This window comes from Rhodanobacter geophilus, from assembly GCF_040812275.1.
In the GTDB taxonomy this organism is placed as follows: Bacteria; Pseudomonadota; Gammaproteobacteria; order Xanthomonadales; family Rhodanobacteraceae; genus Rhodanobacter_A; species Rhodanobacter_A geophilus.
Window position 1 is genome coordinate 118790 of the sequence record NZ_JBFOHL010000012.1, and the last position, 12895, is coordinate 131684.

The window sequence follows — 12895 nt, forward strand, 5'->3', positions numbered from 1 at the left end:
GACCGGTCCGCGTTACCGTGCCGGTCTCAAGACCGGGAGTCTCGCATGGAGTCGTCGTCCGTTCCTACCGATGCCGAATTGCACGCGCTGGCGCAGGCGGTGGCGGAGGAGACGCTGCGCCAGCGGCTGATGCTGGTCACCGCCGAGTCCTGCACCGGCGGCTGGATCGCCAAGACGCTCACCGACCTGCCGGGCAGCTCGGCCTGGTTCGACGCCGGCGTGGTCACCTACAGCTACGAGGCGAAGCAGGGCTTGCTCGGCGTGGACCCGCGCACGCTGGAACACACCGGCGCGGTGAGCGAGGAGACCGCGCTGGAAATGGTTTCCGGCGCGCTGGCCCGTTTCGGCGCGGGCGTGGCGGTGGCGGTCACCGGCATCGCCGGTCCCGGCGGCGGCACGCCGGGCAAGCCGGTGGGCACGGTGTGGATCGCCTGGAAGCGCCGCGGCGGCTACGCGCACGCGCAGCTGTTCCATTTCGCCGGCGACCGCGAGGCGGTGCGCCGGCGGACCGTGGCCGCGGCCCTCGCCGGACTGCGGAAAACCCTGACGGAGTGAGGCGCCACGGGCCGGCTGGCGGGCTTGACCGGTGTGGGATACTCCATGATCGCAGCCCGTGAGACACGATCCGGGCATCATGCCCTCCAATCACAGCCCAACCGGAACCAAGACGATGGATGACAACAAGCGCAAGGCGCTCGCCTCCGCCCTCGGCCAGATCGAAAAGCAGTTCGGCAAGGGTGCCGTGATGCGCATGGGCGACCGCACCAACGAGGCGATCGATACCGTGTCCACCGGTTCGCTGGGCCTGGACATCGCGCTGGGCGTGGGCGGCCTGCCGCGTGGCCGCGTCGTCGAGATCTACGGCCCGGAGTCCTCGGGCAAGACCACGCTCACCCTGCAGGTGATCGCGAACTGCCAGAAGAACGGCGGCACCGCGGCCTTCGTCGACGCCGAGCACGCGCTCGATCCCACCTATGCGCAGAAGCTGGGCGTGAACGTGGACGACCTGCTGGTCTCCCAGCCGGACACCGGCGAACAGGCGCTGGAAATCGCCGACATGCTGGTGCGCTCCGGCGCGGTGGACGTGGTGGTGGTCGACTCGGTCGCCGCGCTGACGCCGAAGGCGGAAATCGAGGGCGAGATGGGCGACTCCCACGTCGGCCTGCACGCCCGCCTGATGAGCCAGGCGTTGCGCAAGCTCACCGCCAACATCAAGAAGTCGAACTGCCTGGTGATCTTCATCAACCAGATCCGCATGAAGATCGGCGTGATGTTCGGCAGCCCGGAGACCACCACCGGCGGCAACGCGCTGAAGTTCTACGCCTCGGTGCGCCTGGACATCCGCCGCATCGGCGCGGTGAAGAAGGGCGAGGAAGTGATCGGTTCCGAAACCCGCGTCAAGGTGGTCAAGAACAAGGTGGCGCCGCCGTTCCGCCAGGCCGAGTTCGAGATCCTCTACGGCGAGGGCACCTCGCGCGAAGGCGAGATCATCGAGCTGGGCGTGGCGCAGAACCTGATCGACAAGTCCGGCGCCTGGTACAGCTACAAGGGCGACCGCATCGGCCAGGGCAAGGAAAACGTGCGCCAGTTCCTGCGCGACAATCCCGCCATCGCCAACGAGATCGACGGCGAGCTGCGTGCCCGCCTGCTGGTGGGCGGCACCGGCAAGGCCACCGCGGCCTCCGAGGAAGCGCTGGAAGAGGCGTGAGGATTCGCCACCCTGCGCCCTCCCCCGCGTGCAGGGGAGGGGCGGGGTGGGACAGGGCCTTTGCATGAAACGTCGCGATGGCGATTCCGGCAAACCCCGGCCCAGCGCCTACGACAAGGCGCTGGGTCTGCTCGCGCGCCGCGAGCAATCCAGGCGCGAACTGCGCCGCAAGCTCGACCAGGGCGGTTACGCCGCCGGCGAAGCCGACGAGGCCGTCACCAGGCTAGGCGAACAGCACTACCAGGACGACGAACGCTTCGCCGGCATGCTGCTGCGCAACCGCGCCGGCCAGGGCTACGGCCCCTTGCGCATCCGCATGGAACTGAAGACCCACGGCCTGTCCGATGCAGCCATCCGCCGCCTGCTCGACGAGGCCGAGGTGGACTGGAACGCCAGCGCCGTCGCCCAGTTGCGCCGCCACTATGGCGGCAAGCCGGCCGCGGATCGCGCCGAGCAGGGCAAACGGGCACAATTCCTCCTGCGCCGCGGCTTTGCCGCCGCCACGGTAAGATACGCAACCCACGCCGAAGTGGACGAGGCCGACGAGGAAACTTGATCGCGGCGGAGTAGCGGCGTGCCTCCTCGCAGCCATCGCCGCCACGCATGAAAACCGCCGACATCCGCTCGACCTTCCTCGACTTCTTCCGCGCGAAAGGGCACACCATCGTGCCGTCCGCCTCGCTGGTGCCGGCCAGTGATCCGACCCTGCTGTTCACCAACTCGGGCATGGTGCCGTTCAAGAACGTGTTCCTGGGCAGCGAGAAGCTGCCCTACGTGCGCGCGGCCGACGTGCAGCGCTGCCTGCGCGCGGGCGGCAAGCACAACGACCTGGACGCCGTGGGCTACACCGCGCGCCACCACACCTTCTTCGAGATGCTGGGCAACTGGTCGTTCGGCGACTACTTCAAGCGCGAGGCGATCGCCTGGGCATGGGAGCTGCTCACCGGCGTGTTCAAGCTGCCGGCGGAGAAGCTGTGGGTCACCGTCTACCACACCGACGACGAGGCCTACGACATCTGGCACAGGCAGGTCGGCGTGCCGGCGGAGCGCATCGTGCGCATCGGCGACAACAAGGGCGCGCCGTTCGCCTCCGACAACTTCTGGCAGATGGCCGACACCGGCCCCTGCGGTCCTTGCACCGAGATCTTCTACGACCACGGCGCGGACGTGGCCGGTGGCCCGCCCGGTTCGCCCGACGAGGACGGCGACCGCTACATCGAGATCTGGAACCTGGTGTTCATGCAGTTCGACCGCGCGCCCGACGGCACGCTGTCGCCGCTGCCGGCGCCCTGCGTGGACACCGGCATGGGCCTGGAGCGCCTCGCCGCCGTGCTGCAGCACGTGCATTCCAACTACGAGATCGACCTGTTCCAGCACCTCATCAAGGTCGCCGCGGAGCTCACCGGCACGAAGGATCTCGCCAACCAGTCGCTGCGCGTGATCGCCGACCATATCCGTGCCTGCAGCTTCCTGATTGTCGATGGCGTGCTGCCGTCAAACGAAGGCCGCGGCTACGTGCTGCGCCGGATCATCCGCCGCGCGCTGCGGCACGGCTGGATGCTCGGCGTGCGCGGCGACTTCTTCTGGAAGATGGTGCAGCCGCTGGTCGAGGAGATGGGCGCGGCCTATCCCGAGCTGGCCGCGAAGCAGGCCTTCGTGGAAGACGCGTTGCGCACCGAGGAACAGCGCTTCGGCGAAACGCTGGAACACGGCATGCGCCTGTTCGACGAGGTGGCCGGCAAGCTCACCGGCAAGACCATCGCCGGCGTGGACGCATTCCGCCTCTACGACACCTACGGCTTCCCGGTCGACCTCACCGCCGACATCGCGCGGGAGCGCGGCCTCGCCGTCGACATGGCCGGCTTCGAGCAGGCGATGAAGGAGCAGCGCGAGCGCGCCCGCGCCGCGGGCAAGTTCGAGGCCAGGGGCCAGATGCCGGCGGAACTCGCCAGCCAGCTGGCGCCGACGGTTTTCCTCGGCTACGAAGCATTGGCCGCGACCGGTGCCAAGGTGCTGGGCATCGTGCGCGACGGCCGCCAGGTCGGGCAACTGGTCGAGGGTGAGCAAGGCTTCGTGATCCTCGACCGCACGCCGTTCTACGCCGAGTCCGGTGGCCAAGTGGGCGACACCGGCGCGCTGTCGAGCGGCAACGGCCGTTTCGAGGTGGCCGACACGCTGAAGATGGGCGGCGTGTTCTTCGGCCATGCCGGCACGTGGCATGGCGCACAGCCGCTGAAGACCGGTGATGCGGTGGGTGCGCAAGTCGATGCCACGCGCCGCCAGTCCATCGTGCTCAACCATTCCGCCACCCATCTGCTGCATGCCGCGCTGCGCAAGGTGCTGGGCAACCACGTCACGCAGAAGGGTTCGCTGGTGGCGCCCGATCGCCTGCGCTTCGACTTCGCCCACCACAAGCCCATGAGCCGCGAGGAACTCGCCGAGGTGGAGGCACTGGTCAACGCCGAGGTGCGCCGCAACGCGCCGGCCGAAGTGCGCCACATGGCCTACGACGACGCGATCGCGTTCGGCGCGATGGCGCTGTTCGGCGAGAAGTACGGCGACGAAGTGCGCGTGCTGAAGATGGGCGAGTTCTCCACCGAGCTGTGTGGAGGCACCCACGTGGGTCGCACCGGCGACATCGGCCTGTTCAAGATCGTCAGCGAGGCGGGCGTGGCCTCCGGTGTGCGCCGCATCGAGGCGGTCACCGGTGCCGGCGCGCTGGCCTGGGTGGCCGACGAGGAGCGTCGCCTCGGTGAGCTGTCGCACCTGCTCTCCAGCAGCGGCGACGACGCCATCGACAAGCTGCGCCAGCTGTTCGACAAGCAGAAGAAACTGGAACGCGAGCTGGAATCGCTGCGCGCCAGGGCAGCCGGGTCCGCCACCGCCGAATTGGCTGGCGGCGCGCACGACGTCGCCGGCATCAAGGTGGTGGCTGCGCGATTGGAGGGCCTGGACGCCAAGGCATTGCGTGACAGCGTGGACCAGCTCAAGCAGCAACTGGGCGACTGCGTGATCCTGCTGGCCGGTGCGGCGGATGGCCGCGTGGCGCTGATTGCCGGCGTGCACGGGCGTGCGCTGGGCCGCATCAAGGCCGGCGACGTGGTTTCGCACGTGGCGAAGCAGATCGACGGCAAGGGCGGCGGCCGCCCCGACATGGCCCAGGGCGGCGGCGTGGACACCCCCGGGCTGGCAACAATCCTTGCGGATCTGCCGTCGTGGGCCGCCGGCGAGCTGTCGGCCTGAGCTAACGTGTCACCCCAACTTTCGCCATAGGTCATGCCTGTGCGCATTGCGCCAGTGGCGGATGCTCGCTAGTATCGTTTGAATGTCGACGGTGTCCTGTTACGGCAAATTGGTTGTCGCGGCAGGTAGCCTGATGGAGAGCCGGGAAGGCGGTAGGGCCTTCGACGGGTCAATCGTCGAACTGTGGTGATGGAGGCTCAGGGGTGAGGCGCCATCGCTTGCAGGTCTGGAACTTGGAATTAATGGAGCAGCAACCATGTTGATTCTGACCCGCAGGGTTGGTGAAACCCTGATGATCGGCGACGAGGTGACCGTCACCGTTCTGGGCGTGAAAGGCAATCAGGTGCGCATCGGCATCAACGCGCCGAAGAACGTCGCCGTGCATCGCGAAGAGATCTACCAGCGGATCAAGGGCGAGCACGAATCGGGTGGCGACACGCACCACGGCGACGCCGACGAACATTGATCGCGGCATCCGGTCTTTACCTCAAGCCGGTCGGCGGTTATCCTTGCCGACCCTGCCGCAGCACCACAAATCCGGAGAGATGCCCGAGTGGCCGAAGGGGCTCCCCTGCTAAGGGAGTATAGGGTCAAAAGCCTTATCGAGGGTTCGAATCCCTCTCTCTCCGCCAGATACGCAAAACGCCCCCACGTGGGGCGTTTTGCGTATCTGGCGGAGAGATGGTGGTGGACGAACCCTTCGTTCGACAAATTCGCCGGGAGCGAATCTGGACAGCCGCAGGCTGGCCCTGGAGCGCGCAGCGCGGAAGGGCGAACTCCATGGATGGAGTTCGCAATCCCTCGCGTCAGGTCGACTCGACGTTGATCGCAGCACGCCCCCACGTGGGGCGTTTTGCGTATCTGGCGGAGAGAGGGTGGTGGACGAACCCTTCGTTCGGCCAGTTCGCCGGGAGCGAGTCTGGACAGCCGCAGGCTGGCCCTGGAGCGCGCAGCGCGGAAGGGCGAACTCCATGGATGGAGTTCGCAATCCCTCGCGCCGGGTCGACTCGACGTTGATCGCAGCACGCCCCCACGTGGGGCGTTTTGCGTATCTGGCGGAGAGATGGTGGTGGGCGAACCCTTCGTTCGGCCAATTCGCCGGGAGCGAATCTGGACAGCCGCAGGCTGGCCCTGGAGCGCGCAGCGCGGAAGGGCGAACTCCATGGATGGAGTTCGCAATCCCTCGCGCCAGGTCGACTCGACGTTGAGCGGAACAGGCCTTGATGCGCATTGCGCATCCCGTGCCGCGAATCGCCCATTGGAAAGCCGCGACATCGCTGCCGCGGCTTTCCCGCGCACGCGGGTGCAATTACCAGATCTTCACCCGCCGCTCCCCATCCCGCACCATGGCGTCGCCGCTCTTGCACTGGAACGCCGCGGCGAACGCGGGCATGTTGGACGGCGCGCCGATCGCGCGGAATTTCGCGGGGGCGTGCGGGTCGGTGTTGAGCAGGGTGAGCTGGGCTTCGGGGCGGATGCTGCCGCGCCACACGCGGGCCCAGTTGAGGAAGAAGCGCTGGTCCTGGGTGTAGCCGTCGATCTTCGACTTCGCCTCGGCGGGGTTCTTCGCCAGCGCCATCTGCAGCGCGTCGTAGGCGGCGTTGAGGCCACCGAGGTCGCCGATGTTCTCGCCCATGGTGAGGCGGCCGTTGACGTGCTTGCCGGGCAGCGCCTCGTAGCTGTCGAACTGGGCGGCGAGCTTGTCGGCGCGTTCGTCGAAGGCCTTGCGGTCGGCGTCGGTCCACCAGTTCGCGTTGTTGCCCCTGGCGTCGAACTTGCTGCCCTGGTCGTCGTAGCCGTGGCCCATCTCGTGGCCGATCACCGCGCCGATGCCGCCGTAGTTGAGCGCGTCGTCGGCCTTGGCGTCGAAGAACGGCGGCTGCAGGATCGCGGCGGGGAACACGATCTCGTTCTTCTGCGGGCTGTAGTAGGCGTTGACGGTCTGCGGGGTCATGCCCCATTCGTCGCGGTCCACCGGCTTGCCGATCTTGCCCACCATGTAGTCGTAGTTGAACTTGCGCGCGGCCTGCACGTTCGCGTAGTAGTCGCCGGGCTTCAGCGCGAGGCCGCTCCAGTCGCGCCACTTGTCCGGGTAGCCGATCTTCGGCGTGAAGCTGGCCCACTTCTCCAGCGCCTTCCGCTTGGTGGCGTCGCTCATCCACTCCAGCTTCTCGATGCGCGCCTTGTAGGCGGCACGCAGGTTGTCGACCAGCTCTTGCGCGCGCTGCTTGGAGGCGGCAGGGAAGTGGCCGGCCACGTACAGTTCGCCCAGTGCCATGCCCATGCTGCCGTTGACGGTGCCGAGCACGCGCTTCCAGCGTGCCTGCATCGCCTGCTGGCCGTTCAGCGTCTTCTCGTTGAACGCGTAGTCTTCCTGCTGGAACGGCCTGGAGAGGTAGGGTGCGGCACCATCGATGGCGTGGAAGCGCAGGTAGGCCTGCCATTCGGCCACCGGCGTCCCCGCCAGCATGCGGTCGAATTCGGCGAAGAACTCCGGCTGCGACAGCGAGAAGCCATCGCCCACGTCGGCGCCCTGCGCCTTGAAGAACGCGGCCCAGTCGAAGTGCGGGGTGACCTGGTCGGCTGCGGCGATGCTGAGGTAGTGGTAGCGGTTCTCCGGCTTGCGCATCTCGGTGGGCAGCAGCGAGGCGGCGGCGAGTTTCGTCTCGAACGCCAGCACGTCCCTCGCTTGCGCCTGCGCCGCGGCGGCCGGCGTGCCGGTCAGCTCGAACAGCCTGGTGATGTGCGCCACGTAGGCGTCGCGGATCTTCGCGAAGTCGGGCTTGCTGTAGTAGTCGGGCGTGGGCAGACCGAGGCCGCCCTGGCCCGCGTAGGCGATCTCGCGGCTGGAGTCCTTGAAATCGCCGTTGCCGTAGAAGCGGAACGCCACCGGATGGCCTTGCGCGTAACTGTCGCGTATGTACGCGGCGACGCCGGCGCCGTCCCTGAGGCCGGCGATGCGTGCCAGCACCGGCTTGATCGGTGCGTAGCCGGCCTGGTCGATCGCCGCCTCGTCCATGCCCGAGGCGTACAGCCAGCCGATCTTCTGCTCGATCGAGCCAGGCTTGGCTGCGGCGGCGTGCTTCGCCGCCTGTTCCACGATCGTGTGCTGGATGTCCAGGCTGTCCTCGCGCAGCGCGTCGAACGAGCCCCAGCGCGTGCGATCGGCGGGAATCGGATGCGCGGCCACCCACTTCGCATTGACGAAGCCGTTGAAGTCCTGGCAGGCGTCGATCTTGGTATCCAGCTCGCGGACGTCGAACGAAGTGGCGGGCGCGGCAAGGGCGCCGGTGGCGAACGACAGGGCGACGGCGAGTGCCAGCGGCTTCGTGTAGCGGCAGGTCATGCGGGTGATCCTCGGAGCGTTGCGGTGCCGCGCGGTGCGCGGAAGAAAGAATTTGCGAAGCCGCAGGCTAGGGCAAATCCGCGGGGCGAGCCACAGTGACTTAGGTCATGGATGCGCGGGCGCATGGCGGCGACGATGGGCACGGTCGCCAGCGTCGGCGCCAGCCCCTAACATGCGCGCATGCCCGAATCCGCCCACCCCGTTTTCCGCCCGGCCACCGCGGCCGACGTTCCTGCCATCGTGGCCCTGGTCGAGTCCGCCTATCGCGGCGATTCCGGCCGCCGCGGCTGGACTACCGAGTCCGATCTGCTGGATGGCCAGCGTACCGACGCGGCCGGCGTCGCGACGCTGCTGGACCAGGCCGGCAGCATGCTGCTGCTGGCCGAGCGCGACGGCGTGCTGCTGGCCAGCTGCCACATCGAGCGACGCGGCGACTCCGGCTACTTCGGCATGTTCGCGGTCGACCCCGCGCAGCAGGGGGGCGGCCTGGGCAAGGCGGTGCTGGCCGAGGCCGAACGCATCGTGCGCGCCCAGTGGCATTGCCGCGCGATGCACATGACGGTGATCGTGCAGCGCGCGGAACTGATCGCCTGGTACGAGCGCCGCGGCTATCGGCGCACCGGCGAGTACCAGCCGTTCCCCTACGGCGACGAGCGCTTCGGCATTCCGCGCCGCGACGACCTGCGCTTCGAGGTGCTGCGCAAGGAGTTCGTCGGAGTGCCGGCATGAGCCTGGCGGGCGAGGGCTGGGTACGCGTGGGTACGCGCAGCGAATTGCTGCCGGGCGAATTCGCAGTGGTGTTCGACGGCGACACGCCGATCGCCGTGTACAACATCGACGGCGACCTCTACGCGATCGAGGACGTGTGCACGCACGACGGCGGCGACCTTGCCGGCGGCGAGGTGTTCGGCTTCGAGGTGGAATGCCCGCGCCACGGCGCGCGCTTCGATGTGCGCAGCGGCGCGGTGACGCGGCCGCCTGCGGTGGAGCCGGTGACCTGTTTCCCCGTGCGCGAGGAAGACGGTGCGATCTGGACCCGCGACGATCGTTGAGCGAGGTGGATTCTTGCGATCTTCCCCGATCGCGGAAGCCAAACGGGCGGCCATCCATGGCCGCACCTTTTCAAGGTGGTGCACTTTCAGAAGTGGTAGACGAAGGCCAGCGACTCGGCGAACTGGTTGCGCGAGCCGTACTGGCGCACCAGCGGGCTGGCGGCGGCATGGCCGAGCAGGTAGCCGTATTCCAGCGAGGCGGCCAGCCCGGTGTGCTGGCTGGTGGGTATGAACAGGTCGTACTCCAGCGCGGCGAGCTGGCTGCCGCCGCCCGGTTGCCAGACCGGCACGCCCAGCGCCTGCGCCGAGGCGGGCGTGACGCCGAAGAAGCGTCGCATCGCCGCATCGTTCATCGATTGCCAGCGCAGCTGCAGCGACTGCTCCAGCAGGCCGCCCAGCTTGGGCGGGTCCCATTCCGCGTAGAACTCCAGGTAGGCTCCGGCGCCGTTGACGTCATGGCTGAGATGCACGCCCGTGTCGAGCCGCGGGTTGAAGTCCCATTCCAGGTAGCCGCCGCCGGTGGCGCGCGGTGCCAGCGAGGGCAGCTTGCCGGCCAGCTCGTGGAGGTCATCGCGGTCGCGGCCCCACTGGAAGTCGCCGTAGAGGCCGCCGTGCAGGTGCGTGTCGCGGACCAGGTCCCACTGCAGGCCGTCCTGGGTGGACAGACTGAAGCCGTACTGCGGCAACTCAATGTCCACGAACGGGATCGGGTCGTCGCGGTGCGTGCGCGCCCCGGCCCAGCCAGGCATGCGCTGCGTGCCGGCGCCGATCGCCAGCGTGGGGGTGTCGCCGATGTCGGCCATGGCGGAGAACGGCAGCGACAGGCACAACAGGGCGGGCAGCAGGCGCGGGCAGGCAGCGGGCATGGGCGAGAGCGGCAGGGAGTCGAATCAGCTTAACGGGCGTATGCGCGTCCGGTTGTCACCGGCCATGCGCCCGCTCAGCCACGGTTCGGCCCGCACCGGGGAGCGGGCAGGGGAAAGGGCGCCGAAAGACAGCTTGCCTAACGTGCCATCTATCGATGCTGTGAGTGCGCCTCCTGATGTCCGTTTCCGGCTGGACCATCCTGTGTGATTTCGACGGCACGATCTCCGTCGAGGACGTGATCGACTCGCTGCTCGACCGCTTCGGCCGGCCGGGCTGGGAAGTGCTGGAGCAGGACTGGCGCGCCGGCCGCATCGGCTCGCGCGAGTGCATGGCCGGCCAGGTCGGGTTGCTGCAGATGACGCGTGCCGAGCTGGACGAGCACCTGCGCGAGCTGTGGATCGACCATGCGTTTCCGGGTTTCGTGGCGAAGGCGCGCGAGCTCGATGTGCCGATCCGCATCGTCAGCGACGGCCTCGACTACGCGATCCACCAGATCCTCGGCCGCTACGGCCTCGACGACCTGCCGCTGGCCGCGAACCACCTCGCGCCCGCCACGCCGCCGAAGCAGTGGCAGCTCACCTCGCCGTTCCAGGCCGAGGGTTGCCGCAGCGGCACCTGCAAGTGCGCCTGCGTGGCGCAGGCCCGCACCACGGGCGCGAAGACCCTGCTGATCGGCGACGGCGCCTCGGATTTCTGCGCGGCCGACCGCGTGGACTTCGTGTTCGCCAAGCACCGCCTGATCGAGCACTGCCGTGCCGCCGGCATCCCGTACATGCCGATCACCGGCTTCGAGGATGCGCTGGAATACCTGCCGCGCCTGCTCGACGGCACGCTGGCGCATCACGCGCGCTATCACGAAGCAGCGACGGCCTGAACGGGCCGTCCCACTTTTCCCGCCATACCCCCGCAACCTTTCCCCGGATCGACACCCATGAACATCGACAAGAACGCCGTCGGTTTCATCGACGACGCGCAACTGCTCGCCGACGAGGCCAAGTACAGCTCCTTCGGCGACACCGTGCATTACGTGGACCCGCCGAAGATCTTCCGCCACGGCGAGGGCAGCTACATGTTCGACACGGCCGGCACGCCGTTCCTCGACCTGCAGATGTGGTACTCGGCGGTCAACTTCGGCTACGGCAACCAGCGCCTCAACGACGCGCTGAAGAAGCAGATCGACGTGCTGCCGCAGGTGGCCAGCCAGTACCTGCACCAGACCCGCATCGAGCTGGCCAAGACCATCGCGCTGGACGCGAAGAAGAAGTTCGGCCTCGACGGCCGCGTGCACTTCAACGTCGGCGGCGCGCAGGCGATCGAGGATTCGCTGAAGATCGTGCGCAACGCCTGCAACGGCAAGAGCCTGATGTTCGCCTTCGAGGGCGGCTACCACGGCCGCACCCTGGGCGCCTCGTCGATCACCTCCAGCTACCGCTACCGCCGCCGCTTCGGCCACTTCGGCGAGCGCGCGATGTTCCTGCCGTTCCCGTACCCGTTCCGCCGCCCTAAGGGCATGACGGCGGAGGAGTATTCCGACAGCTGCGTGCGCCAGTTCGAGCGCCTGTTCGAGACCGAATACAACGGCGTGTGGGACCCCAAGACCAACCAGTGCGAATACGCCGCGTTCTACGTCGAGCCGATCCAGGGCACCGGCGGCTACGTCGTCCCGCCGATGGGTTTCTTCAAGGGCCTGAAGAAGGTGCTGGACAAGTACGGCATCCTGATGGTGTCCGACGAGATCCAGATGGGTTTCTGGCGCACCGGCAAGCTGTGGTCGATCGAGAACTTCGGCGTGACGCCGGACATCGTGGTGTTCGGCAAGGCGCTGACCAACGGCCTGAACCCGCTGTCCGGCCTGTGGGCACGCGAGGAGCTGATCAACCCGACCGTGTTCCCGCCGGGCTCCACCCATTCGACGTTCAACTCCAACCCGCTGGGCACCTCGCTGGGCCTGGAAGTGATCAAGATGGGCTACGAGCTGGACTACGAGACCACCGTGCCGAAGAAGGGCGCTCACTTCCTCGACGGCCTGCGCGAGCTGCAGAAGAAGCACAAGGAAATCGGCGACGTCGATGGCCTCGGCCTCGCGCTGCGCGCCGAGATCTGCACCGACGACGGCTTCACGCCGAACAAGGCACTGCTCGACAGGATGGTCGACATCGGCCTCGCCGGCGACCTCGAGCACAACGGCAAGAAGATCGGCCTCGTGCTCGACGTGGGCGGCTGGTACAAGAACGTGATCACGTTCGCCCCTTCGCTGGACATCACGCACGAGGAGATCGACCTGGCGATCTCGCTGCTGGATCAGCTGCTGACGAAGGCCAAGAAGGGGTGATCGCCGGTCGCGGTACGAACAAAAGGCCCGACGGGAAACCGCCGGGCCTTTTGCTTTCTCCGTTGCCCCTTGGAGAGAGGCTGGAGTGAAGGACAGGTGCTCGCGACAACCTTCATTCCCCTCGCCCGCAAACGAGACGCTAGACATCATTCCTCGTATCTCATCACCGTCATCCAGTCGCAACTTGAGACACGATAATTGCATTCGGACATTAAGTAATGAAGTGAACCGCCCCGGGTTCGGTGGAGGCTCCCACTCTTGAGAGAATGGAGCCATGAACAAGTCCACGAAGTTTTCCCCTGAGGTCCGCGAGCGAGCGGTGCGTATGGTGCAGGAGCACCGCGGCG

General features: G+C 67.5%; 11 protein-coding genes and 1 tRNA gene. 10 read left to right on the forward strand and 2 right to left on the reverse strand.

Going from position 1 to position 12895, the window contains the following annotated elements:
- The first annotated feature begins 45 nt into the window (after positions 1-45).
- The 6 genes from ABQJ56_RS13915 to ABQJ56_RS13940 all read left to right on the forward strand — a co-directional run bounded on the left by ABQJ56_RS13915 (position 46) and on the right by ABQJ56_RS13940 (position 5583).
- Entirely contained in the window at positions 46-555 is a 510-nt protein-coding gene (locus ABQJ56_RS13915; protein ID WP_367845608.1) for a CinA family protein, read from the forward strand.
- A gap of 115 nt (positions 556-670) precedes the next feature.
- Positions 671-1708, forward strand: coding sequence for a recombinase RecA (recA, locus tag ABQJ56_RS13920; protein WP_367845609.1), 1038 nt, complete (start codon positions 671-673; stop codon positions 1706-1708).
- 64 nt (positions 1709-1772) lie between these two features.
- A complete protein-coding gene (locus ABQJ56_RS13925) occupies positions 1773-2264 on the forward strand; it encodes a regulatory protein RecX (protein ID WP_367845610.1) in 492 nt (163 codons plus the stop codon).
- Between the two features lie 47 nt (positions 2265-2311).
- Positions 2312-4951 (forward strand): alanine--tRNA ligase, encoded by a 2640-nt coding sequence (gene alaS, locus ABQJ56_RS13930; RefSeq protein WP_367845611.1) that lies wholly within the window; start codon positions 2312-2314, stop codon positions 4949-4951.
- Positions 4952-5207: 256 nt separating this feature from the next.
- A complete protein-coding gene (gene csrA / locus ABQJ56_RS13935) occupies positions 5208-5417 on the forward strand; it encodes a carbon storage regulator CsrA (RefSeq protein ID WP_367845612.1) in 210 nt (69 codons plus the stop codon).
- A gap of 73 nt (positions 5418-5490) precedes the next feature.
- A tRNA-Ser gene (locus ABQJ56_RS13940) sits at positions 5491-5583 on the forward strand.
- A gap of 677 nt (positions 5584-6260) precedes the next feature.
- Here ABQJ56_RS13940 and ABQJ56_RS13945 read toward each other — a convergent pair.
- Positions 6261-8297 carry a M13 family metallopeptidase gene (locus ABQJ56_RS13945; RefSeq protein ID WP_367845613.1) on the reverse strand — a complete coding sequence of 679 codons (2037 nt, stop codon included), beginning with the start codon at positions 8295-8297 and terminating at the stop codon, positions 6261-6263.
- Between the two features lie 180 nt (positions 8298-8477).
- Here ABQJ56_RS13945 and ABQJ56_RS13950 point away from each other — a divergent pair, with 180 nt between their 5' ends.
- Positions 8478-9026 (forward strand): GNAT family N-acetyltransferase, encoded by a 549-nt coding sequence (locus tag ABQJ56_RS13950; RefSeq protein WP_367845614.1) that lies wholly within the window; start codon positions 8478-8480, stop codon positions 9024-9026.
- Positions 9023-9349 carry a non-heme iron oxygenase ferredoxin subunit gene (locus ABQJ56_RS13955; RefSeq protein ID WP_367845615.1) on the forward strand — a complete coding sequence of 109 codons (327 nt, stop codon included), beginning with the start codon at positions 9023-9025 and terminating at the stop codon, positions 9347-9349. Before ABQJ56_RS13950 ends, ABQJ56_RS13955 begins: the two co-directional genes overlap by 4 nt.
- An 86-nt stretch (positions 9350-9435) precedes the next feature.
- Here ABQJ56_RS13955 and ABQJ56_RS13960 read toward each other — a convergent pair whose 3' ends face one another.
- Positions 9436-10215: a MipA/OmpV family protein gene (locus ABQJ56_RS13960; RefSeq protein WP_367845616.1), complete on the reverse strand. Its 780-nt coding sequence runs from the start codon at positions 10213-10215 to the stop codon at positions 9436-9438.
- A gap of 176 nt (positions 10216-10391) precedes the next feature.
- On the opposite strand from ABQJ56_RS13960, the gene ABQJ56_RS13965 reads away from it, so the two are divergent.
- A complete protein-coding gene (locus ABQJ56_RS13965; RefSeq protein WP_367845624.1) occupies positions 10392-11090 on the forward strand; it encodes an MtnX-like HAD-IB family phosphatase in 699 nt (232 codons plus the stop codon).
- Between the two features lie 57 nt (positions 11091-11147).
- Complete coding sequence (locus tag ABQJ56_RS13970; RefSeq protein WP_367845617.1) at positions 11148-12548, forward strand: aspartate aminotransferase family protein; 1401 nt, start codon at positions 11148-11150, stop codon at positions 12546-12548.
- Positions 12549-12895 lie beyond the last annotated feature (347 nt).